Raw genomic sequence first — 22,835 nt, 5'->3', positions numbered from 1 at the left:
CGCGAGCGGCCCTGCGGGTCATCGGTGACGACTACCGAGATCCCGCGGCGGCACTACCGAGATCGCGTCATGCCGACGCGGACGCATCGGGCTCCACGAGACCGTGCTCGCGGGCGACGCGCGCCGCGTCGGTGCGCGACGACACCCCGAGCTTCGCGAGCACCGCCGCCACGTGGCTGTCGACGGTGCGCACCGAGACGACGAGCCGGGCGGCGATCTCCGCATTGGTGAGCCCCTCGACGAGCAGGCGGAGCACGTCGACCTGCCGGTCGGTCAGCCCCTCGGGGTTGTGGCGCGTGCCGCTCGACGGCCCCCGGGGCACGCCGTGCGCGCCGCGATCGCGCAAATCCGCCCGGACGATGCGGGCCAGCGGCTCGGCGTCGATCCGGTCGAGGATCGCCAGCGACTCCAGCAGGTCGGCATCCTCCGGGCTCTCGGCCAGCGCCCTCGCCTCGTGGTAGGGGCAGCCGATCCGGTGCCACCGGTCGGCGGCACGTCGCCAGTCGCCCCGGGCCTGGATCGCGAACGGATGCTCGCCCTCGGGCGGATCGTCGACGGGCTCGCCCGCCGCCCGCAGGAGCCAGGCGAGCTCCGCGGCGATCTCCAGTGCGTGGCGGGAGCGCGCCTGCTCGAACAGGGGGCGCGCGATCTCCCGCGCCCGCTCCGGGTCGCCGCGCAGCAGCGCCGCCTCCGCGAGCGCGGCACCCGCCGGGCCGGTCCGCTGGATCTCGCCGATGCCCTGCGCGATCCGCCACGCCTCGTCGAGCAGCGGCTCGGCTCCGTCGTCGCCGCGGCGCAGCCGCGCGAGCCCCGCGACGTAGAGGGCGACGCACCGGGCGTGCGGCACCTCCTCCGGCATGTCGATCGTGGCGAGTGCCTCGTCCCATCGCGCCCGTGCGAGGTCGAGCCTCGCCTGTTCGGCGCGTTGGTACGTCGCCATCCCGATGAACTCGGTGCGCTGCGCGGCCTCGAGCGCGGGCGGGATGAGCCGTTCGGCGTCGTCGAGCCGGTAGTCGTCGAGCGCCACCCAGATGAGGTTGATGTACGCTCGCCCGGCGTTCTCCATATCGCCGGCCGCCCGGGCCATCTCGGCCGACTCGAGCACCTCGCCGAAGCCGTCCGGGTCGCCGAGCTGCCCGATCGCGGTGCCATGGTTGTTGAGCGCGTGGGACAGCACGCCTCGGTCGCCGGTCTCCCGGGCGATCCGGATCGCCTCGGCGGCGAGGTCCCGGGCCCGCTCCAGGTCGTGCACGAGGAGCGCGAGCTGCGACTGGTTGCTCAGCGCGAGGGCGAGCATCGTCCGGTCGCCCGCTCCCGTGAGCACGCTCGTCGCCTCGGTCGCCGCCGTCTCCGCATCCGCTCGGCGCCCGGCCATCCAGTCGAACCGGGACTTCCAGCGCAGGCTGACGCCGAGCGCCACCGGATCGCCCAGGGCGCGGCGCAGGCCGATGGTCTCGACCTGGCGGTCGGCGGCGCCGACGGCGTCGCCCGTCGTGTACGCCTCGATCGCGAGCTGCTCGATGAGGTCGGCGAGCACCGGCGGCGGGTAGTGCTCCCGGTGCTCGAGCGCCGCCCGCAGGTGGGCGCGCGCCTGCAGGTGGGCACCGGAAGCGGCGGCGTCGTGCGCGGCCCTCGGCGCCCATTCGACGACCGTCGCGACATCCCCGGCCTCGATCGCATGGTGGACGATGCGCGCCGCGTCCTCGCTGCCGGACGCGAGCAGTGCGGCCACGGCGCGTTGCTCGAGCTCGATGCGACGCGAGGTGGGGAGGCCGTCGACGATCGCGCGCCGCGTGAGCTCGTGGCGGAACTGCACGCCGTCCGGTCGCACGCCGATCAGGCCCCGCTCCTCGGCTGGGCGCAACGCGCCGAGGCCGCCCGGAACGAGTCGGGCCAGCAGGTCGGGGTCGACCGCGGCGGGCATGACGGCGAGCTGCTCGACGTCGTCCTGCACCGCGGCATCGAGTCGGCGGAGCCGCCCCGTCACGGCATCGACCACCGTCGGCGGCACGCTCCGGGCGTCCGCCGAGGCGACGAGCTCGCTCACGAAGTAGGGGTTGCCGCCCGTCAGCTCGTACACGCGGCCGCCCGCGAGCCCGCTCCCGCGGGTGAGGGCCGCGACCGACTCGGCCGAGAGGCGCCCGAGCGGCATCCGCTCGACGCGGTCGCCGCGACCGAGGTCGCCGAGCAGCCGGTTGAGCGGGTGGTCCCGATCGAGCTCGTCCCGGTAGGTGAGCACGAGCACCGTCGGCAGTTCGTCGATGCGACGGCCGAGGAAGCGGAGCACGTCGAGGGTCGCATCGTCGGCCCAATGGAGGTCCTCGACGACCAGGATCGTGCCCGGTCGATCGACGAGCTCATCATGGAGCGCATCGAGCACCTCGTCGCGCTCGCCGCCGCGGAGTGCGGCGCGGAGGCGCGGACCGACGCCGCCGGCGAGGTCGCGCAGCGGGCCGAGCGTGCGCGGCGTGGTCATCGCATCGCACGCCCCGACGAGCACCCGGGTGCCGTCGGGCGGCGCCGCGCGGAGCGCCTCGACGAGGCTGGTCTTGCCGATGCCGGCCTCGCCGTGGACGAGGACGACGCGCCCGTGGCCCGCGAGCGCCGCCTGCGCGGCCTCACGCAGGGCGGTCGTCTCCGGGGCTCGCTCGAGCAGGCCCGTCGCCATGCCCCGATCGTGCCCCGCGCCGGTCAGGGCCGCAAGCGACGCGTCAGAGGTTCACCCACTCCGTCGTGCCGCCGTCGAGGTGCTGCCGCTTCCAGATCGGCGTGCGCTCCTTGATGCGGTCCACGAGCAGGGCGCACGCGGCGAACGCCTCGGCGCGGTGCGGTGCCGCGACGGATGCCACGAGCGCGACGTCGCCGATCCCGAGCTCGCCCACGCGGTGCGCTGCAGCCACGGCGAGGCCGGTCTCGCGCGCGACCTCCTCGCAGGTCTCGCGGAGGAACCGCTCGGCGTCGGGGTGGGCCGAGTAGTCGAGGGCGGTGACGGCCTCGCCGTGGTCGTGGTCGCGGATCACGCCCTCGAAGGTGACGAGGGCGCCGTCGCGACGGCGGAGCACGAACGCCTCGACGGCGGCGCGATCGATCGGCTCGGTCGTGACGACCGCGTGCACGTGCGGCTCAGGCATGCGGCGCACCGCCGTGCTCCATCCGCTGCGACTCCCCGATCGGCTCGTCGCCGACCGCGCCGGCCGGCGGCTGCGCGGTGTGGTCGCCGCCGGCGACCTGGTCCACGAGATGGGGCAGCAGTTCGTCGAGCACGGCGAGGCCGTCGGCGACGCCGCCGCGCGAGCCCGGCAGGTTGACGACGACGGTGCGCCCGGCCGTGCCGGCCAGTGCGCGGCTCAGCGCCGCGGTCGGCGTCGCCGCGCGGCCGGCGGTCCGGATGGCCTCGGCGACGCCCGGCAGCGCGCGGTCGAGGATCGCGGCGGTGGCCTCGGGCGTGCGGTCGGTGGGGCTCACGCCCGTGCCGCCCGTCGTCACGATCACGGCCGGCTGCTCCTCCGCGGCCGCGCGCAGCGCGTCGGCGATCCCGGCGTCGGCGACCACCCTCGGCTCGCCGGTGGCGAACCCGCGGGAGCCGAGCCAGCCCGCGATGACGGGGCCGGTCGTGTCCTCGGCCGTCCCCGCGGCGGCACGCGTGGAGGCGACCAGCACGATCGCGGAGCGTGCCGCGGCGGCATCCGTCGACACCGCCTCGGGCTCGCCCCCCGCGTCGACGCCCGCGTCGTCCGCGCGCCAGACGCCGCGCTTGCCCCCGCGCTTCTCGATGAGCCGGATGCCGCCGAGCCGCGCTGCCGGATCGACGGCCTTGACCATGTCGTGCAGCGTGAGGCCGGCGATCGCCACGGCGGTCAGGGCTTCCATCTCGACGCCCGTCCTGCCGGTGGTCGTCGCGGTGCCGCGGATGGTGACCGCCGCCTCCTCGAAGCCGAAGTCGACCGCGACGGAGTCGAGGGGCACGATGTGCGCGAGCGGGATGAGCTCGCTCGTGCGCTTGGCCCCCGAGATGCCCGCGATCCGTGCGGTCGGGAGCACGTCGGCCTTCTTCAGCGAGTCGGTGCGGACGAGGTCGACGACCGCGGCGGTCGTGTCGAGGCGGCCCTCCGCGATCGCGACGCGTCGGGTCACCGGCTTGCCGCCGACGTCGACCATTCGTGCGCGGCCGTCGTCGTCGAGGTGCGTGAGCTCGCTCATAGGAACACGGTATCGACGAGCTCGCCCGCCGCCACCGCCTCGGCGTCATCGGGGATCACGATGAGCAGCTCGGAGGCCGCGAGCGCCGCGACCAGGTGCGACCCCGGCCCCCCGACGGGCTCGGCGAGGCCGTCGGCCGTCCGCCGCCCGCGGAGGAACTGCCGCCGACCGGCGATCGAGCGCACGGGCCCGGCCAGCGGCATCCGTTCGGTGGGCGCGGCCGGCAGGCCCGCGATCGCCCGCAGGCTGGGCGCGACGAACAGGGCGAACGACAGCTGGGCGCTCACCGGGTTGCCGGGGAAGGCGATCAGGGGCACGCCGCGATGGATGCCGGTGGCCTGCGGGCCGCCCGGCTGCATCGCGACCGACCCGACCCACCCGCCGTTCGGTTCGATGAGCTCGCGCACGACCTCGTACGCGCCCTGCGAGATGCCGCCGCTCGTGAGGATGAGCTCCGCGCCCGCGTCGACGGCGGCGTCGAGCTCGGCGCGCAGGCGTGCGACGTCGTCGCGCACGCGGCCGGCGTGCACGACGACGGCCCCGGCCGCCGCGACGGCAGCGCGCAGGGCGACGCCGTTCGCGTCGGGCAGTTCTCCGGGGCCGAGCTCGGCGCCCGGCTCGACGAGTTCGCTGCCGGTGCTCACGACCGCGACCCGGAGCCGCTCGCGCACCAGGAGCTCGGTCCGCCCCGACGCCGCGGCGGCGGCGAGGTGCCGCGACTCGAGGCGGATCCCGGCGGGCAGCACGTCGGCGCCGGCCCGGAGGTCGGACCCGGCCTCGCGCACGTACTCGCCGGCGTCGCGGCCGCGCAGCACCCGGACCCGCGCGGACCCGTCGCCGACCGGCTCCGTGTCCTCCACGGGCACGACCGCGTCGGCCCCCTCCGGTACGGGGGCACCCGTCATGATGCGCATCGCCGTGCCCGCCGCCAGCGCCGCGGGCGTGCCCGGCGCCGCGGCCGACTCGCCCGCGACGGGCAGGTCGACCGGCGCGCCTGCGACGTCCGCGGCCCGCACGGCCACGCCGTCCATCTGCGAGTTCCGGAACGGCGGCAGGTCGATGGCCGACTCGACGGGCGACGCCGTGATGCGTCCGAGCGCGTGCTGGAGCGACACCCGCTCGGTGGGCCGGGCGCCGAGGGGCGCGAGGAGCGATCGCACGAACCGCGCGTGCTCGTCGAAGGGGATCCGGGCCATCAGTACCTCGTCACGTCGGGGTCGACGGCGAGCGACCACGCGTCGATCCCGCCGGTGAGGTTGCGCACGCGACCGAACCCGGCCGAGGCGAGCCGCTCGGCGGCCAGGCGCGACCGCACGCCGAGGTGGCAGAACACGACCACGGAGGCCGCGCGATCGAGCTCGCCGGCGCGGTCGTCGAGCTCGCCGAGCGGGATCAGGCTGGCGCCGGGGATCGTGGCGATCTCGGCCTCCCACGGCTCGCGCACGTCGAGCAGGATCGGAGGCGTGGCGGAGGCGAGCTCCTCGGCGAGCGCGTCGGCGCCGACTTCGCCGGCCGGCGTGCTCGTGCCGGCGGTGCGCCCGGCGCGCACCTCGCGGGGCGGGCCTCCGGCGGTGGGGCGTTCCGGGCCGTTCGGCCGGGGCGGCGCGTCGGCAGCGCGTGCGTAGGCGATCTCACGGGTCCGGCCGGTCAGTGCGTCGTACACGGCGACGCGCCCGAGCATCGGCTCGCCGACGCCGGTGAGCAGCTTCAGCGCCTCGCCGGCCATCATGCCGCCCGTCACCGTGCAGACCGTCGGCAGGATGCCGTCGATCTCGCAGCTGAGGCCCGCATCGGCGGGCGGCTCGGGGAACAGGTCGCGGTACGAGACCCCGCGCGCCTCCCAGCAGACGCCGACCTGGCCCGAGAACCGTGCCGCCGATCCCCACACGAGCGGGATGCCGGCACGGGCCGCGGCAGCGTCGGCGACGTACCGGGTGAGCAGGTCGTCCGTCCCGTCGACCACGAGGTCGGCGCCGGCGAGCAGGCGGTCGGCGCCGCCCTCGTCGAACCGCGTCGCGACGGGCACCACCTCGATGCCGGGTGCGAGCCCGGCGACGGTCTCCGCCGCCGATTCCACCTTCGCCCGACCGACGTCCGGGTCGCGGTGCAGCGTCTGACGATGGAGGTTGGTCGGCTCGACCCGGTCGTCGTCGACGATCGTCAGCCGGCCGACGCCGGCGGCGGCCAGCGCGGGGATGACGGCGCTTCCGAGTCCGCCGGCGCCGAGCACGACCACGTGCGCGGCCGCGAGGCGATGCTGTCCGTCGGCGCCGACGCCCGGCAGCACCCGCTGCCGGGCGAACCTCGGCGATGCGGGATCGATGGCCATGCCTCGATTCTCGCAGCCCGCTACGGCATCGGGGCCGCACAGGCAATCCCTGACGAATCCACAGGAATGATGCATACGCTCGCATGGACAGACCGCCGGGGGCACGGTCCGCCGCGGTGCGTCGACCATCGACGCCTCTTCCGGACGGCATCGGAATGCGCGAGCATGGTCAGGGGGCCGGATGAGCCGCACGACAGCAGGACCGCCGGGAGCAGGGCGGGGCAGATCGACGGATCTCGGCCGCCTGCTCCGGGACCTGGTGCCGCAGCGCCCTCGCTTCCTGCGGGGACCGCGCATCGACGACGGGCTCCGCGCGCCGGTCATCCGGACCGAGCGGCTGCTGCTGCGACCGCACCGCATCGCCGACGCCGCGGCGTGGTACGCGCTGCAGTCCGACCCCGACGTCGTCGCGTACCTCGAGTGGCCGCTGCGCACCCGGGCGGAGTCGTTCGTGCACCTGTTCAATCGCACGCGCCACACCCGCCTGGAGCAGCGCGACGACTTCCTCGCGCTCGCGGTCGTGCTGGACGACCGCGTGATCGGCGACGCCTCGCTGCACCTGCGCTCGCTCGAGCCCGCGCGTCGCCGCTGCGACGTCGGCTGGGTGATCGGCCCCGAGTGGCAGGGCCGCGGATACGCGCAGGAGGCCGGGCTGGCGATGCTCGACCTCGCGTTCGACCGACTGGGCGCCGCGACGGTCGAGGCGCACATGGCGCTCGGCAACCGCGCGTCGCTCGTGCTGGCGGAACGCCTCGGCTTCACCGAGGACCGCATCGAGGACGGCCAGCGCGTGATGGCGCTCAGCGTCGAGCGGTACCGGTCGCAGCTCGACGGCCGCGACGCCGCCTCGGCGTTCTGAGCGGGCCCTCCAGCACCTGGGGCGAGGCGGCGAACGACCGCGGCGTCTCCGGCCGACCCGCCCACGATCCCGCGAATGCGGTTACGATCGGATCATGGAGACGCGTCCGCGGTTCGGATCATGACTTCGTTCCGCATCAGCGAAGCGGCCGCCCTGCTCGGCGTGAGCGACGACACCGTGCGCAGGTGGGCCGACGCCGGGCGCGTCGAGGTCGAGCGCGGCGCGAACGGCATGCTCGTGGTCTCCGGCACCGAGCTCGTGCGACTGCTCGGCGACGACCCTGACGCCGGTGCCCTCGCGGAGGCCTTCCCCCTCGCCCGCGCGTCCGCGCGCAACCGCTTCGTCGGGCTCGTGACCGCCGTCGAGCGCGACGGGGTCATGGCCCGCGTCGAACTCCGCGCGGGTCCGTTCCGCATCGTCTCGCTCATGAGCCGCGAGGCCGCCGACGAGCTCGGCCTCGAGCCCGGCATGCTCGCCGCGGCGACCGCGAAGGCGACGATGGTCACGGTCGAACTCCCGGCCGGAAGCGACCGGTGAGGCGGATGCCGCGCCGCGCCGGCATCGCGGCCGTGCTCGCCGCGGTCGCCGCGGTCGCCACCGGTTGCGCGGCGAACCCGACGACGACGCATGCCGCGGACGCCCCCGGGTCGCCCGCCTCGACGCTCGAGCCCGGCGCGTTCACGGTCTTCGCGGCCGCGTCCCTCGCCCACGCGTTCGACGAGCTCGGCGACCGGTTCGAGCGCGCCCACCCGGAGGTGGACGTCGTGGTCAACCCGGGCGGGAGCGCCGCGCTCGCCCAGCAGGTCGTCGCCGGTGCGCCCGCGGACGTGCTGGCGACGGCGGCGGAGCCGCCCATGGAGGTGGTCGTGCGCGCGGGCCTCGCGGACGAGCCGGCGGTCCTCGCGACCAACACGCTCGAGCTCGCCGTGCCGCCCGGCAACCCCGGCGGCGTGGCCGGGCTCGACGACCTCGCCCGCGCCGACCTCCGCATCGCGCTGTGCGACCCGACCGTGCCGTGCGGCGCCGCCGCCGCGACGCTGCTCGACGGCGAGGGCATCACGCCCGCACCCGACACGCTCGAGCCCGACGTCACGGCCGTGCTGACGAAGGTCGTCCTCGGCGAGGTCGACGCGGGACTCGTGTACGTGACCGACGTCCGCTCGGCCGGCGATCGGGTCGAGGGCCTCGACGTGCCGGCCGCGGCATCCGTCGTCAACCGGTACCCGATCGCGGCGGTCGCCGACGCCCCGCATCCGCGCGCCGCGGCCGCCTTCGTCGCGTTCGTGACGGGTCCGACCGGGCGCGAGGTGCTCGCCGGGCTCGGCTTCGGGGCGCCGTGACCGCCGTGCGGCGCGGGCGCGCCGCGGGGGCGCTCGCCTGGCCCGTGGCGCTCCTCGCCGCGGTCGCCCTCGCGTTCCTGGTGCTGCCGCTCGTCGCGCTGGTCGTGCGGGCGCCGTGGGGAGACCTCGGCGACCTCCTCGCGCGCGAGGCGGTGCTGCAGGCGCTGGTGCTCTCGATCGGCACGGCGACGATCGCGACCGCCGCATGCCTCGTGCTCGGCGTCCCGCTCGCCGTCCTGCTCGCGCGCGCCGCGGACTGGCCGGTGCCGGCCCGGCGGGCGCTCCGCGCCGCGGTGACCGTGCCGCTCGTGCTGCCCCCGGTCGTCGGCGGCATCGCCCTCCTCCTGCTGCTCGGCCGCCGCGGCCTCCTCGGCGGCCTCCTCGATGCGGCGTTCGGCATCACCGTGCCGTTCACGACCGGCGCCGTCGTGCTCGCGCAGGTGTTCGTCGCGCTGCCGTTCCTCGTGTTCGCGGTCGAGGGCGCGCTGCGGTCGGCCGATCGTCGGACGGAGCTCGCCGCGGCCACGCTCGGCGCGTCGCCGTGGCAGGTCTTCCGCCACGTCACGCTCCCCCTCGTCGCGCCCGGCGTGGCCGCGGGCGCGGTGCTGTGCTTCACACGCGCCCTCGGCGAGTTCGGCGCGACGATCACGTTCGCGGGGTCGCTCCCGGGCGTCACGCGCACGCTGCCGATCGCGAGCTACCTCGCGATGCAGACCGACCCGGACGAGGCGGTCGCCCTCGCCCTGCTCCTGCTCGCGGTCTCGATCGCGGTGCTCCTCCTGCTGCGCGACCGCTGGCTGCCGGGGGTGCGGGGATGACGCGGGCCGCATCGCCGGAGGCCCGCCCGGTGCTCGAGGCGGACGTCGAGGTCACGCGCGGCGGGCATCGCGTGCGCGCCGCATTCGAGGTCGTGCCGGGTCGTCCGCTCGCGGTGATCGGACCGAACGGCGCCGGCAAGTCGACCCTGCTCGCCGCGATCGCCGGGCTCGTCCCGGTCGACGCCGGCCGGGTGCGGATCGGCGAGCGCACGGTCTCGGACCTGCCGCCCGAGCGGAGGCGCATCGGCGTGCTCTTCCAGGACTCCGTGCTGTTCCCCCATCTCAGCGTCCGCGACAACGTCGCGTTCTCCGCCCGCATGCGGGGGTCGCGGCGCGCCGCCCGCGCCGCCGCCGAGCCCTGGCTCGAGCGCTACGGGCTCACCGGACTCGCCGACCGCCTGCCGGGCGAGCTGTCGGGGGGCCAGGCGCAACGCGCGGCGCTGGCCAGGGCGCTCGCGGCCGAACCCGACGTGCTGCTGCTCGACGAGCCGATGTCGGCGCTCGACGTCGGGCTGCGCCACGACATGCGCGCCGAGCTCGCGCAGCACGTGCGCGAGTTCGGCGGGGCCACGGTCGTCGTCACGCACAGCCGGGCGGATGCCGCGGCCCTCGCCGACCACGTCCTCGTCCTCGAGGACGGCGAGGTCACCCAGCGCGGCGCCCTCGACGAGCTGGCCGCGGCGCCGGCGACCGCCTACGTGCGCCGGATGCTCGCCGACGCCGACGATTAGGGGGCGATGCCTCAGTGCGGGGTGTCGAGGTGGCCCTCGACGGCGTCGGCGTCCTCGATCTCGGACCACGACCAGATCGCGAACCGGAACTCGGCGACCGCGCACGTCGGCATGTGCTCGATCTCGCCCGAGAGCCGGTACGCGAGCTCGGACATGCCGGGATCGTGCGCGACGACCATGACGGTGCCGACCGCATCGTCGAGCCCGGACACGACGCCGAGGATCGTCTCGGGGCCCGCTCCGTAGAGCCGTTCCTCGAGCACGAGCGCGTCCGGGGCGAGGGCGAGCTCTGCGGCCATCGCCTCGGCCGTCGACCGCGCGCGGAGTGCGGTGCTCGCGCGGATCGCGTCGGGGACGATGCCGCGCTCCCGGAGTCGTCGCGCCATCTCGGGGGCGTCGCGACGGCCGCGGTCGTTGAGGGGCCGGTCGTGGTCGGAGAGCGTCGGATCGCCCCACGCGGACTTCGCGTGACGCACGAGCACGAGCGTCTTCATGGGGCCGAGTCTGCCACCGCTGGACGGGCGCGTCACGTGCGCCGGGCGCCGCCGCGGTCGCGCCGGTCGAGCCCGACCGCGAACTCGAGCACGCACAGCGCGGCGAGGCGCACGGTCCGCCCGTCCGGCGCGTCGGCCGTCGCATCGACCTCGGCGAGGTCGGCGCTGCGCACGCGCGGGTCGGATGCCGCGGCACGGACGAGCGCGCGGAGCTCCCATGCCGCGAGCCCACCGGGCACCGACGCCGGGCACGCCGGCACGACCGAGCGATCGCAGGCGTCGACGTCGACGTCGAGGTGCACCGGGCCGCCGGCCGCGCCCGCGATCGCGAGCGCCTCGGCCATGACGTCGGCGGGCGTGCGGCCGTGCAGCTCGTCGCGGTGCACGACCGTGATGCCGAGCTCGGCGGCGCGCCGGGCGTACGCCGCGGAGTTCGCGAAGTCCTGGATGCCGATCTGCACGATGCGGCTCGGGTCCAGGCCGGCCTCGACGAGCCGGCGGACCGGCGAGCCGTTCGAGACGCCGTCGCGCAGGTCGTAGTGGGCGTCGATGGTCACGAGGCCGGCCGTCGCGAGGTCGCCGCCCCACGCGCCGAGGGCCGTCGCGACGGTGACGGAGTTGTCGCCGCCGACGGCCATGACGGCGTCGGCTCGGCCGACGAGCTCGGCGACCCGGGCGCGCGTGCGCGCCTCGCCCGCCTCGCCGTCGGGTTCGTGCACGTCGCCGGCGTCGGCGAGCGCGAGGCGGTCGAGGTCGACGACGCCGGTGCCGGCCGTGCGGTCGGGCGAGAGCGCCGGGCTGTACCGGCGGAGCGCCTCGCGCACCGCGGCGGGCGTCGCGTGGGCGCCGGTGGACGAGAGCGACGTACGCCATGCCGGAACCCCGAGCAGGGCGAGGGCGGCCCGGGAGCCGTCGGCGAGGTCGTCGAACGCGGGCCACGATCCAGCGCGCGGCCACAGCGGATCGTGCGGGAGGGCGGCGGAGGGTGACGGCTCGCTCATGGGGGCGACGGTAGCAACGGAGGGCGGCGCCCGCAGGCCCGCGCTGCGCGCACGTGTCTGCGATCCCGGACCCCGCCGAGGTCCGGTCTCGGGGATCGGGAACATCGGCGGGACGCCGTGCGCTGGATCGGGCGGTCGCGATGGACGGCGTAGGCTCGCGGCATGGAAGACGAGTCCATCGCCGTGCTCGTGACGGGAGCGGAACGCCGGTTGCTCGAACCCGAGGTCCGGCGCGACCCCGCGGCGCTCGAGGACCTGCTCCACGAGTCGTTCCGCGAGATCGGCCGCAGCGGCCGCCTGTGGACCCGCGACGAGCTCATCGACGTGATGACCGGGCCCGACGCCGTCGACGTGCAGTCGGCCGTCGTGACCGGGGAGCACGTCGAGCGCGTCGCGCCCGACCTCGTGCTGCTGACCTACACCCTCGACGCCGACGGCATGCGCAGCCGACGGAGCTCGCTCTGGCGGATCGCCGGCGACCGACCGCGGATGCTGTTCCACCAGGGGACGCCGCTCGGCCCGCGCGTGGGATGACCCGACGCCGCCGCGCGTCCGCTCAGCGGGCCGGCGCCGCCGGGACCGCGAGGGCGACGAGGTCGTTCACGTCGGTGAGGATGACGTCGTGCGGGGCCCGCTCGAGCTCGGGCCGGCGCGCCGACCCGCTCAGGACCCCGACGACCCACCCGGCGCCCGCGGCGCGCCCCGCCTCGAGGAGCGCGAAGGAGTCGCCGGCCACGAGCACCTGACGCACGTCGAGGGTCCCGGTCGACTCCATGGCGTGGTGCACGGCGTACGGCGCGGGCGGTCCGCAGCTCGCGTCGTCGGCCGCGACCACGGCGTCGATCGCGCGCGCCGCGCGGAGGTCCTCCGTGCGGGACCAGCCGAGCGCGGCGAGCTGCGCGGCCGCCTCGACGTGCGTCCGCTCGCACACGAGCACGATCCGCACCCCTCGACGTCGCAGTTCGGCGATGGTCGCCTCGACGCCCCTGAGCACGACGGGCGCGGCCGCGGCATCCGTGGTGCGCCGGATCACGGCGCCCTCGAACGAGAGCACCGCCAGCGTGATCATCGACGCGCCCCGCCCTCATCGGGATGCGAGCGCGTCAACGGCGTCCGCCGATCGACCTCGTTCTCGATCGTGAACGTCGCCAGTTCCGGTCGGTACCGGTCGTCGGCATAGGCGAGGGGGCGCCGCGCGGCGTCGAAGGTGATGCGGCGCTCGCGGAGCAGCGGGCTGCCCGCGCCGACCTCGAGCACCTCCGAGTCGAGCGGGTTGGCCGCGACGGCGTCGATCGTGTGACGGGCACGTCGGAGGTCGACGCCCTTCGCCGCGAGGTGCGCGTGCACCGACCCGCGATCGTGGTCGAGGTCGGCGAGCAGCAGGCCCACCTCCGGCGGGAACGAGGTGCGCTCGACCATCGTCGGCACGCCGTCGAGCAGTCGCACGCGGACCACCTGCGTCACCGCCGCGCCCTCGTCGAGGCCGAGGAATCCCGCCACGGTCGACGGCGCAGGGCGGCTGCCGGCGTCGAGCGTGCGCTGGCCGGGCTCCTTGCCGATCGCGCGCGCCCACTCGGTGAACGAGGTGAACGTCGAGAACGGCTGCGTCGGCACGACCCGTCCGACGAGCGGCGGGCGCCCGCGGCCGCCGACGACGTACCCCTCCTCGCGGAGCACCGCGAGGGCGCGGCGCACGGGGCCCCGCGACGTCCCGAACTCGCGGCACAACGCGGCCTCGCTGGGCAGGCGCATGCCCGCCGACCAGTCGCCGCGGCCGATGCGCTCGCGAAGGGTGTCGTGCACCCGCTCGTGGAGCGGCACCTCGGTGGACATGCATCGACCGTACGGAGTCGGCGTGGGCCGGAGGGTGGGCGCGATGCGACGGGTCGGTGAAGGTTGGGTGAACCGGAGACGACGTCGGGCCGCTCAGGACCAGGGCAGCGGCAGCGCCTCGACGCGCTCGCCCCGCGCCGCCCCGCCGGGCGGGACGGCGAGCACCACGTCGGCGGAGGCGAGCCCGCGGAGCATGCCGGCACCGGCGAACTCGGTCGGCATCGCGACGCCCTCGGCGACCGTCGCCGGCACCAGGCCGGTCGTGCCCTCGCGTCCGGCCAGCGGCGCGCCGGCCCGGATGACGGCCTCGGCCGGCGTGAGCCCGGTCCATGCCGCGACGAGCGGCGCACCGATGGCGACAAGGCCCAGCACCGCCGCGAGCGGGTTGCCGGGCAGGCCGAGCACCACCCGCCCGCCACCGCGTGCGAGCAGCGTCGGGCCGCCCGGACGGATCGCGACGGACGGCACGAGGAGTTCGGCGCCCATCGCGTCGAGTGCCCGGCGCACGTGGTCGGCGTCGGACCGGCCCGTGCCGCCCGTCGTGACCACGAGGTCGACGTCGCCGCCGGAGAGGGCCGCGCGCGTGGCATCCGTGTCGTCCGGGATCCGCACCACGCCCACGACCTCGGCCCCGAGCGACTCGAGCGCGGCGGGCAGGGCGATGCGGAAGCTGTCGCGCACCCGGCCCACGCCCGGCACGCCGGACTCCACGACCTCGTCGCCCGTGAGCACGACGGCGACCCGCGGGCGGCGACGCACGGCGAGCGCATCGACGCCCGTCGCGGCCGCGAGCGCGATGCGGGGCGGCGTGAGCCGCACGCCCGGCCCGAGCAGGCGCTCGCCCGCGACCGCCTCCGAACCGGCCGGGCGGAGGTGGCGGTGCTCCGACACGTCCCGCCGGCCGACGTCGCCGACGGCCTCGAGCCGGTCGCCGTCGACCCCGCCCGCCTCGACGCGCAGGATCGCGTCCGCCCCCGTCGGCACCGGGGCACCGGTGACGATCGGCACCGCCTGACCCGGCCGGAGCACGCTGCGGGCGAGGCCGGTGTCCGGGTCGGGCGCCGCGTCGGGCCCGGTCGCCGCATCGGACTCCACGAGTCGCCACGGCCCGGCGCCGCGCACCGCCCACCCGTCCATGGCGGCCGACGCGAAGTGCGGCAGCGGGATCGGGGTGACCAGCGGCTCCGCCAGCACCCGACCGAGCGCGCGCGGCAGCGCGACGTGCTCGACCGCGGGAGGCGGCGCCGCGGCGGCGGCCCGCGCCCTCGCCTCGCGCCAGTCGACGGGACCGTTCACGAGCCCGCGAGCCGCCGGGCGCGCGCGAGCGCGTCGGCCGCGGCAGCCTCGGGGTCGGCCCCGGAGGCGGCGGCGACGCCCGCGGCGTATCCGGCGAGCCACGTCGTGACGGGCGCGGCCGGGCGGACGACGGCGTGCGCGGCGACGCCGGCGAGGCCGAGCACGCCGTCGAGGTCGAGCGGCGCCCCGGGGATGTCGAGCTCGGCCCGGACCCGGTCGGCCCACTCCGACAGCGTGCGGTGCAGCTCCTGCTGGTCCGGATCGCTCATGGGGTCGCTCCTCCCGTCGCGCCGAGGGCCTCGGCATCGGCCCACGTGTCCACGTCCATCGTCGCGCGGATCGGCACGGCGGTGTCCACGAGACGTAACGCGGCGAAGAGCGCGCGCACCGACGCGCCCTCGAGCGTGCCCGTTCGTTCGGTCGCCTCCGCGATCGCGGACTCGAGCGCGGGCCGCCGGACGACGCTCGCCAGGTGCTGCGGCCGCCCGTCCGCGTCGATCGCCCGGACCCCGTCGGCCTCGGGGTGCGCGGCGAGCGCGGCGAGCAGCGGCTCGACCGCGTCCGCGATGAAGGGCTGGTCGCCGGCGAGCAGCAGCACGTCGTCGCCGTCGTCCTCGAGCGCCGCGACGCCCGCCGCCACCGCCGCGGCCGGTCCGCCGAGGGGCGGTTCCTCGCGCACGATCCGGACGTCGTCGGGCAGGCGCGACGCGCCCGCCTCGCCCACGACCACCCGGCACCGCGCACCGGCCGCGGCGTCCACGACGCGCTCGAGGAGCGTTCGACCGTCGACCCGCAGGTCGCCCTTGACGATGCCGCCGAGCCGCTCGGCCCGGCCGCCCATCAGGATCACCGCATCGACCACGCCCACGGCTTCACCCTAGATCGCCCCCGTGCGGGCGCGTCGGCCCGGGTCGTGATAGGCAGGGAGCATGGGCAGGATCACCGCGAGGACGCGGGTCATGCGCGTCACGATCGGCGCCGCGGCATCCCGGCGCGAGGACCACCTCGCCGTCGAGGAGCCGCTCGAGCTCCGCGTCGGCGGCGAGCGGCTCGCGGTCACGATGCGCACGCCGGGTCACGACGTCGAACTGGCGACCGGGTTCCTCGTCTCCGAGGGCGTCGTCTCGCGCGGCGACCAGGTCGCCGCGGCCATCCACTGCGGCACACCGGGCGAGAACACCTACAACGTGCTCGACGTGGCGCTGGCACCCGGCGTGCCCGGGCCGGATGCCGCGCTGCGGCGCAGCCTCACCGTGACGAGTTCGTGCGGCGTGTGCGGCAAGGCGAGCATCGACGCCGTGCGCACGCGATCGTCGTACGAGGTGGCCGACGACGACCTCCGGCTCGAGCCCGACCTGCTCGCGGCGCTGCCGGACCGGCTGCGCGAGGGCCAGGCCATCTTCGACCGCACGGGCGGGCTGCACGCCGCGGGCCTCTTCGACGCTCGGACCGGCGACCTCCTCGTGCTCCGCGAGGACGTGGGCCGCCACAACGCGGTCGACAAGGTGATCGGCTGGGCCGCGCAGCAGGGCCGGCTGCCGTTGCGTGCGACGATCCTGCAGGTCTCCGGCCGGGCGAGCTTCGAGCTCGCGCAGAAGGCCACCATGGCCGGCATCCCGGTGCTCGCGGCGGTCTCGGCGCCGTCGTCGCTCGCGGTCGAGCACGCCGCGGCATCCGGTCTCACCCTCATCGGGTTCTCCCGCGGCACGTCGCTCGTCGTGTACGCGGGGATGGACCGCATCCTCGAGCCGGTGGAGGCGCACTGACATGGACGATCGGACCACCCCCGACCCCTACCCCGACCTCGAGGTCGGTCCGAGCAAGGAGTGGGCCGTCGGCGCACCCGGCATCCTGCACGCGATGGAGCCCGCACTCGCCCGCATGGGCCTGTCGCGCACCGCGCGGCTCGCGCTCGCGATCAACCAGAAGGACGGCTTCGACTGCATGAGCTGCGCGTGGCCCGACCCGAGCCACCGCAACCGCCTCGAGTTCTGCGAGAACGGCATGAAGGCGACGACGTGGGAGGCCACGCCCGTCACCGTGCCGCGGGAGTTCTGGGCGGAGCACTCGCTCACCTCGCTGCTCGATCGGTCGGAGTACTGGCTCGGGCAGCAGGGCCGGCTCACCGAACCCGTGCACAAGCGCGCCGGGTCCGACCACTACGAGCCGGTGTCGTGGCCCGAGGCGTTCCGGATCATCGCAGACCGGTTGAACGGGCTCGAGACGCCCGACCGCGCCGCGTTCTACACGAGCGGCCGCACCTCGAACGAGGCCGCGTTCCTCTACCAGCTCTTCGTGCGCGCCTTCGGCACGAACAACCTGCCCGACTGCTCGAACATGTGCCACGAGTCCACCGGCACGGCCCTCACGGCGACGATCGGCATCGGCAAGTCGACGGTCCACTACGACGACTTCGCGAAGGCCGACCTCGTGATCGTCATGGGCCAGAACCCGGGCACGAACCATCCGCGGATGCTCACGGCCCTCGAGGAGGCGAAGCGCCACGGCGGTCGCGTGGTCTCCGTCAACGTGCTGCCCGAGGCCGGGCTCATCCGCTACAAGAACCCGCAGAAGGTCCGGGGCCTCCTCGGCCGCGGCACCCCGATCGCCGACCGCTTCCTGCAGATCCGCTCCGGCGGCGACATGGCGCTGCTGCAGGCGGTATCCAAGCGCGTGCTCGACGCCGAGGATGCCGCGCCCGGCACCGTGCTCGACCACGACTTCCTCGACCGTCACGCGGACGGGCTCGAGGCGTTCCGCGCCCACCTCGCCGAGCTCGACGAGGCGGCCGTGCTCGCCGCCACCGGGCTCGCGACCGAGGAGATCGACGCGCTGGCCGAGGAGTACCTCGCCGCCGACCGCGTCATCATCACCTGGGCGATGGGGCTGACCCAGCACCGGAAGGCCGTCCCCACGATCAGGGAGATCGTCAACCTCCTCCTCCTGCGCGGCAACATCGGCAAGCCGGGCGCCGGCGCCTCGCCGATCCGCGGGCACAGCAACGTGCAGGGCGATCGCACGATGGGCATCTGGGAGCGGATGCCGGAGCGGTTCCTCGCCGCGCTCGAGGCGGAGTTCGACTTCCCAGTGCCGCGCGCGCACGGGGCCGACGCGCTGCAGACCGTGCACGGGCTCCAGGACGGCGCGATCGACGTGTTCGTCGCCATGGGCGGCAACTTCGTCGCCGCGATCTCCGACACGGATGCCGCGGAGGCCGCGATGCGCGGGGCGAAGCTGACCGTGCAGGTGTCGACCAAGCTCAACCGCTCGCACGTCGTCACGGGCGAGGAGGCCCTCATCCTGCCGACGCTCGGCCGCACCGAGATCGACCTCCAGGACGGGCGACCGCAGTTCGTCTCGGTCGAGGACAGCGTGTGCGCGGTGCACGCGAGCCATGGGGCGATCCCGCCCGTCGCCGACGGGCTGCGGTCGGAGGTCGCGATCGTGTGCGGGCTCGCCGAGGCGACGCTCGGCGAGCGCCACGGCATCCCGTGGGCCGAGTTCGAGCACGACTACGACCGGATCCGGGAGCGCATCGCGCGCGTCGTGCCCGGCTTCGAGTCCTTCAACGAGGACGTCCGACGCGAGGGCGGCTTCGTGCTGCCGAACGGGCCGCGCGACGAGCGCCGCTTCGACACCCCCTCGGGCCGGGCGATCATCACCGTCAACGAGCTGGAGCACCTCGAGCGCCCGCCCGGACGGCTGATCCTGCAGACGCTGCGCTCGCACGACCAGTTCAACACGACCATCTACAGCCTGGACGACCGCTACCGCGGCATCCGGAAGGGCCGCGACGTCGTCTTCGTGCATCCGGACGACCTGGCCGAGCTGGGCCTCGAGGACGGGCAGCGGGTCGACGTCGTGAGCGAGTGGCCGGGCGAACCGGACCGGCGACTGCCGAACCAGCGCCTCGTCGCGTATCCGACGGCGCGCGGCTGCGCGGCGGCCTACTACCCCGAGGCGAACGTGCTCGTGCCGCTCGCGAGCGCGGCGGAGGTGAGCAACACCCCGGTGTCGAAGGCGGTCATCGTCCGCCTCGAGGCGGTCGGTGCGGACGGCACGGACGCCGGGACCGCCGCGGGCCGCTGAGGACGCGTGCCCGCGGCGTCCGGGTCAGCGTCCGTCGTCGCGGCGATGGTCGTCGGGCGCGCCGCCGTCGGGCGCATCGTCGTCGGGCGCATCGTCGTCGGCAGGGGCATCGTCGTCGGCAGCGCCGTCGCTCGATCCGCCATCGTCGCTCCCCGTCGGCTCCGCCGTCGGCGCCTCGACCGGGGAGGTCGACGCCGCGCCCCCGGCCGCCGCGCCGCCGCCGGCCGCCACGCCGACCGGCTCGCGCTCCGCCTCGGCGCGCTCGGCCTCCGCTCGCCGGGCGGCGCGCTTCGCCTTCCGCCGTTCGCGTCCGCCCTCGACGAGGTCGTAGAGCGCGGGCAGCACGAGCAGGGTCAGCAGCGTCGACGAGAGCAGGCCGCCGATGACCACGAGCGCGAGCGGCTGCGAGATGAAGCCGCCGCTGCCCGTGATGCCGAGGGCGAGCGGCAGCAGCGCGAAGATCGTCGCGAGCGCGGTCATCAGGATCGGCCGGAGTCGTCGGGAGGCGCCGTGCAGCAGCGCGTCGCGCACGTCCATCCCGCGATCCCGGTACTGGTTCACCAGGTCGATGAGCACGATCGCGTTCGTGACGACGATGCCGACGAGCATGAGCACGCCGACGAGCGAGGCGACGCCGAGCGGGATACCCGTGGCGATCTGCAGCAGGATGGCGCCCGTCGCCGCGAACGGCACCGAGACGAGCAGCAGGAGCGGCTGCAGGAGCGACCGGAACGTCGCGACCATGACGACGTAGACGATGAGGATGGCCGCGAGGAGCGCGAGCCCGAGCTGCGAGAACGACTCCTGCTGGTCGGCCGTCACGCCCCCGAGGGACGCCGACGTTCCCTCCGGCAGGTCGACCGCCGAGACCGCGCGCTGCACGTCGGCGCTCGCGGTGCCCAGGTCGTCGCCCGACGGGGTCGCGGCGACGGTGGCACTGCGCAGCCCCTGCACGGTGGTGACGGACGACGGCCCGTCGACCTGCTCGACGGCGGCGAGCCCGTCGAGCCGGACCGGTCCGGTCGGCGTGGGCACCTCGAGCGCCCGGAGCTCGTCCACCGTCGCGGGCGACTCCTCGGCGGCGAGGTAGATGGTCAGCGTCTTCTCGTCGATCACGATCGACCCCGCCGACTGCGGCTGCATCTGCGCCGACACGTAGCCGCCGAGCGCGACCTCGGAGTACCCGGCGTCCGCAGCGGCGGCCCGGTCGACCTCGATCGCGATGTACGGCTGCGACGACTCGAGGTTCGAGGTCACCTGGCTCAGCGCGTCGAGCCCGGCGAGCTCCTCGACGACGGCGTCCGTCGCCGACCGCAGGTCCTCCTCGTTCGACGCGGTGATGTCCACCTCGATGTCGTTCGAGGCGCCGAAGCCGCTCTGCGCCGAGAGCGTGATGTCGCCGACGTCGTCGAGCTCGTCGAGTTGCGCGCGCACCTCCTCCTGCAGCGCCTCCTGGTCGGCGTCCTCGTCGGTCGTGACGTTGTAGGCGACCGTGTTGCTCGACCCGCCGAAGGCGGCGAGCGCGCCGCCCCCCGTCGACGTGCCGATCGACGCCTGCACCGTCTCGACGCCGTCGACGCCGCGGATCGTCTCCTCGACCGGCTCGGAGGCGGCGGCCATGGACTCGAGGCTCGAGCCGACCGGCAGCTCCTGCGTCACGCGGAAGGTGTTCTGCCCGCTGCTGCCGAGGAAGTTCGTCTTCATGAGCGGGGCGAGGGCCACCGTGCCGCCGAGCACGAGGACCGCCGCGATGATCGTGACGAGCGAGTGCCGGAGGGTCCACGACAGGATCGGCAGGAAGCCCTTCTGCAGTCGCGAGGGGTGCTCGAGCTCGTCGGCCGCGGCGCGACGGGCCGCGGCATCCGTCGGCGCGGCCGACGAGGGCCGGCTCGCGGCATCCGTCGTGGCGGCGGGCGTGAGGCCCGTGCCGCCGTCGGCGTCGCGGAGTTCGGGCGCCAGCCACACCTCGTCCGAGGCCGCCGCCGGAGCCGGCCGCGCCGTCGCCGGCACCCGCACCGGCGCCGGCGCCGGCTCGCGCTCGTCGCGGAGCTCGGGGGCGAGCCACACCTCGTCGACGAAGGCGGCCGACGCCGCGACGTCCGCCTCGGTCTCGCCCTTGCGCGGCTTCGCGGGCTTCAGGAACCAGTAGGCGAGCACCGGCACGATCGTGAGCGACACGAGCAGCGACGCCAGCAGGGCGATCGTGACCGTCAGCGAGAACGGCCGGAACAGCTCGCCCGTCACGCCCTCGACGAGCGCGATCGGGAGGAACACCGCGACGGTCGTGATGGTCGAGGCCGTGATCGCGCCCGCGACCTCGCGGACCGCGTGCACGATCGTCGAGGCCTTGTCGACGCCGGCGACGAGGTGGCGCTTGATGTTCTCGATGACGACGATCGAGTCGTCCACGACGCGTCCGATCGAGATGGTGAGCGCGCCGAGCGTGAGGATGTTCAGCGTGTAGTCGGCGGCCTGCAGGCCGATCAGCGTGATGAGCACCGATGTCGGGATCGAGATCGCCGTCACGAGGGTCGCGCGGACCGACAGCAGGAACACGAGGATCACGAGCACGGCGAACACGAGGCCGAGCAGGCCCTCGACCGCGAGCGACTCGATCGAGTGCTCGATGTACGGCGCCTGGTCGAAGACGACCGTGAACTCGGCGCCCGGGTTCGTCGTGTCGAGCGAGGCCTGCAGCGAGGGCAGGGCGTCGCGGACCGCGTTGGAGACCTCGACCGTGTTGGCCGAGGGGAGCTTGGTGACCGAGATCGCGAGCGCCGCCTCGCCGTTCACCCGCGAGATGCTGGTCTGGGGGTTCTCGGTGAGCTCGACCGCGGCGACGTCGCCGATCGTGAGCGAGACCGGCACGGCGACCGTGCCGGTCGTGGCATCCGCCCCGGGCAGGCCCGTGCCGTCGCCCGGGATGGTGCCGGTGTCCGTGCCGTCCGGGAGCGTCGTCCCGTCGGTGCCCGTCGCCCCCTCGGGCAGGCCCTCGCCGGTCGGGATCGGCTGCTGCTCGGTGCCGCCGAGCACCGGCAGGGCGCTCAGGTCGTCGACGGTGCCGAGGCGCGTGCCGGACTGGACCGCGAAGGTCGAGTCGCCCTCGGTGATCTGGCCCGCGGGCAGCAGCACGCCGTTCTGCTGCAGGGCGTCGCGGATCGCCTGCGAGGTCAGGCCGTACGTCGCGAGCTGGGCGACGTCGGGCGTGATCACGACCCGCTGGCCGCGATCGCCGACCAGCGCCGCATCGCGGACGCCGTCGATGTCGCGCAGCTCGGGCAGCGTGGTCCGGGCGAGCTCGTCGGAGAGCGCGGCGGTGTCGTCGGTGCCGGTCACGGCGACCGCGAGCACCGGCAGGTCGTCGAAGCTGAACGCGACCACCTGGGGGTCGACGTCCTCGGGCAGCGTGGGCGCGATCCGGTTGACCGCCGAGAGCAGCTTCTGCTCGGCGAACGCGAGGTCGGTGCCGTACGTGAAGCTCGCGACCACGCGCGAGACGCCGGTCGAACTCGTGGTCGAGGTCGACTCGAGGCCCGTGATGCCCTGGATCGCCGTCTCGATCGGGGTCGACACGTCGGCGTTCACGACCTCGGGCGACGCGCCGGGGTAGGGCGTGATGATCGACAGCTGCGGCAGCTGGATCGACGGCGCCAGCTCCTGCTTCAGCCCGTTGAGCGCGATGCCCCCGAAGATCGCCACGACGATGGTGACGAGCGCGATGAGGGCGCGGTTGCGCATGCTGAGCCTGGCGAGAACGGACATGGGGTCGATTCTCGCAGCGGACGCGGCCGTCCGGATAACGGGAAGCTGGGAACCCGCCGCCCCGATCTCTGGACCCGTGTCCC

At 75.3% G+C, this 22,835-nt stretch carries 21 protein-coding genes; 8 read left to right on the top strand and 13 right to left on the bottom strand.

Annotation, left to right across the window (positions count from 1 at the left end):
* Window positions 1–67: 67 nt before the first annotated feature.
* Genes ABD230_RS09610 through ABD230_RS09590 form a run of 5 tightly spaced genes read right to left on the bottom strand, consistent with a single transcriptional unit; the run spans window position 68 to window position 6,529 of the window.
* Window positions 68–2,668, bottom strand: coding sequence for an ATP-binding protein (locus ABD230_RS09610; protein ID WP_344372374.1), 2,601 nt, complete (start codon window positions 2,666–2,668; stop codon window positions 68–70).
* Between the two features lie 43 nt (window positions 2,669–2,711).
* Entirely contained in the window at window positions 2,712–3,131 is a 420-nt protein-coding gene (locus ABD230_RS09605; RefSeq protein WP_344372372.1) for a molybdenum cofactor biosynthesis protein MoaE, read from the bottom strand.
* On the bottom strand, window positions 3,124–4,200 hold the full coding sequence (moaCB, locus tag ABD230_RS09600; RefSeq protein ID WP_344372369.1) for a bifunctional molybdenum cofactor biosynthesis protein MoaC/MoaB: 1,077 nt from the start codon (window positions 4,198–4,200) through the stop codon (window positions 3,124–3,126). The genes ABD230_RS09605 and moaCB overlap by 8 nt, the downstream gene beginning before the upstream one ends.
* Complete coding sequence (locus tag ABD230_RS09595; protein ID WP_344372366.1) at window positions 4,197–5,396, bottom strand: molybdopterin molybdotransferase MoeA; 1,200 nt, start codon at window positions 5,394–5,396, stop codon at window positions 4,197–4,199. Before ABD230_RS09595 ends, moaCB begins: the two co-directional genes overlap by 4 nt.
* Window positions 5,396–6,529 carry a ThiF family adenylyltransferase gene (locus tag ABD230_RS09590; RefSeq protein ID WP_344372362.1) on the bottom strand — a complete coding sequence of 378 codons (1,134 nt, stop codon included), beginning with the start codon at window positions 6,527–6,529 and terminating at the stop codon, window positions 5,396–5,398. Before ABD230_RS09590 ends, ABD230_RS09595 begins: the two co-directional genes overlap by 1 nt.
* Window positions 6,530–6,788: 259 nt before the next feature.
* Between ABD230_RS09590 and ABD230_RS09585 the strand changes: the two genes are divergently transcribed.
* The 5 genes from ABD230_RS09585 to ABD230_RS09565 all read left to right on the top strand — a co-directional run bounded on the left by ABD230_RS09585 (window position 6,789) and on the right by ABD230_RS09565 (window position 10,277).
* On the top strand, window positions 6,789–7,388 hold the full coding sequence (locus ABD230_RS09585; RefSeq protein ID WP_344372359.1) for a GNAT family N-acetyltransferase: 600 nt from the start codon (window positions 6,789–6,791) through the stop codon (window positions 7,386–7,388).
* A gap of 120 nt (window positions 7,389–7,508) precedes the next feature.
* Window positions 7,509–7,925, top strand: coding sequence for a TOBE domain-containing protein (locus tag ABD230_RS09580; protein ID WP_344372356.1), 417 nt, complete (start codon window positions 7,509–7,511; stop codon window positions 7,923–7,925).
* 5 nt (window positions 7,926–7,930) lie between these two features.
* Entirely contained in the window at window positions 7,931–8,728 is a 798-nt protein-coding gene (gene modA / locus ABD230_RS09575; RefSeq protein WP_344372353.1) for a molybdate ABC transporter substrate-binding protein, read from the top strand.
* Window positions 8,725–9,546, top strand: coding sequence for an ABC transporter permease (locus tag ABD230_RS09570; protein ID WP_344372350.1), 822 nt, complete (start codon window positions 8,725–8,727; stop codon window positions 9,544–9,546). Before modA ends, ABD230_RS09570 begins: the two co-directional genes overlap by 4 nt.
* Window positions 9,543–10,277 (top strand): ABC transporter ATP-binding protein, encoded by a 735-nt coding sequence (locus tag ABD230_RS09565; RefSeq protein ID WP_344372346.1) that lies wholly within the window; start codon window positions 9,543–9,545, stop codon window positions 10,275–10,277. The genes ABD230_RS09570 and ABD230_RS09565 overlap by 4 nt, the downstream gene beginning before the upstream one ends.
* An 11-nt stretch (window positions 10,278–10,288) precedes the next feature.
* Here the strand turns inward: ABD230_RS09565 and ABD230_RS09560 are convergent, their stop codons facing one another.
* Both ABD230_RS09560 and ABD230_RS09555 read right to left on the bottom strand, forming a co-directional pair.
* Entirely contained in the window at window positions 10,289–10,771 is a 483-nt protein-coding gene (locus tag ABD230_RS09560) for a SixA phosphatase family protein (RefSeq protein ID WP_344372341.1), read from the bottom strand.
* Between the two features lie 32 nt (window positions 10,772–10,803).
* Window positions 10,804–11,772, bottom strand: coding sequence for an arginase family protein (locus ABD230_RS09555; protein ID WP_344372338.1), 969 nt, complete (start codon window positions 11,770–11,772; stop codon window positions 10,804–10,806).
* Between the two features lie 162 nt (window positions 11,773–11,934).
* On the opposite strand from ABD230_RS09555, the gene ABD230_RS09550 reads away from it, so the two are divergent.
* Window positions 11,935–12,306 (top strand): nuclear transport factor 2 family protein, encoded by a 372-nt coding sequence (locus ABD230_RS09550; RefSeq protein WP_344372335.1) that lies wholly within the window; start codon window positions 11,935–11,937, stop codon window positions 12,304–12,306.
* A gap of 22 nt (window positions 12,307–12,328) precedes the next feature.
* Here ABD230_RS09550 and ABD230_RS09545 read toward each other — a convergent pair whose 3' ends face one another.
* The 5 genes from ABD230_RS09545 to mobA form a co-directional block, all read right to left on the bottom strand.
* Window positions 12,329–12,841 carry an HAD family hydrolase gene (locus tag ABD230_RS09545; protein ID WP_344372332.1) on the bottom strand — a complete coding sequence of 171 codons (513 nt, stop codon included), beginning with the start codon at window positions 12,839–12,841 and terminating at the stop codon, window positions 12,329–12,331.
* Window positions 12,838–13,605 (bottom strand): GntR family transcriptional regulator, encoded by a 768-nt coding sequence (locus tag ABD230_RS09540; RefSeq protein WP_344372329.1) that lies wholly within the window; start codon window positions 13,603–13,605, stop codon window positions 12,838–12,840. The genes ABD230_RS09545 and ABD230_RS09540 overlap by 4 nt, the downstream gene beginning before the upstream one ends.
* 93 nt (window positions 13,606–13,698) lie before the next feature.
* Window positions 13,699–14,901: a molybdopterin molybdotransferase MoeA gene (locus ABD230_RS09535; protein WP_344372325.1), complete on the bottom strand. Its 1,203-nt coding sequence runs from the start codon at window positions 14,899–14,901 to the stop codon at window positions 13,699–13,701.
* Window positions 14,898–15,170, bottom strand: a complete 273-nt coding sequence (locus ABD230_RS09530) for a DUF6457 domain-containing protein (protein ID WP_344372321.1) — start codon at window positions 15,168–15,170, stop codon at window positions 14,898–14,900. The genes ABD230_RS09535 and ABD230_RS09530 overlap by 4 nt, the downstream gene beginning before the upstream one ends.
* The gene (mobA, locus tag ABD230_RS09525) at window positions 15,167–15,769 is read right to left on the bottom strand and encodes a molybdenum cofactor guanylyltransferase (protein WP_344372318.1); all 603 of its coding nucleotides are present in this window, start codon (window positions 15,767–15,769) and stop codon (window positions 15,167–15,169) included. The genes ABD230_RS09530 and mobA overlap by 4 nt, the downstream gene beginning before the upstream one ends.
* Before the next feature lie 61 nt (window positions 15,770–15,830).
* Here mobA and fdhD point away from each other — a divergent pair, with 61 nt between their 5' ends.
* Both fdhD and ABD230_RS09515 read left to right on the top strand, forming a co-directional pair.
* Window positions 15,831–16,667 carry a formate dehydrogenase accessory sulfurtransferase FdhD gene (gene fdhD, locus ABD230_RS09520; protein WP_344372314.1) on the top strand — a complete coding sequence of 279 codons (837 nt, stop codon included), beginning with the start codon at window positions 15,831–15,833 and terminating at the stop codon, window positions 16,665–16,667.
* Window position 16,668: 1 nt separating this feature from the next.
* Window positions 16,669–18,990 carry an FdhF/YdeP family oxidoreductase gene (locus ABD230_RS09515; protein WP_344372311.1) on the top strand — a complete coding sequence of 774 codons (2,322 nt, stop codon included), beginning with the start codon at window positions 16,669–16,671 and terminating at the stop codon, window positions 18,988–18,990.
* A 24-nt stretch (window positions 18,991–19,014) separates the two neighbouring features.
* Here ABD230_RS09515 and ABD230_RS09510 read toward each other — a convergent pair whose 3' ends face one another.
* On the bottom strand, window positions 19,015–22,752 hold the full coding sequence (locus ABD230_RS09510; RefSeq protein ID WP_344372306.1) for an efflux RND transporter permease subunit: 3,738 nt from the start codon (window positions 22,750–22,752) through the stop codon (window positions 19,015–19,017).
* Between the last annotated feature and the right edge of the window lie 83 nt (window positions 22,753–22,835).

It is taken from the genome of Agromyces tropicus (assembly GCF_039531345.1).
GTDB lineage: Bacteria > Actinomycetota > Actinomycetes > Actinomycetales > Microbacteriaceae > Agromyces > Agromyces tropicus.
This window is presented reverse-complemented; position numbering and strand designations above follow the sequence as displayed.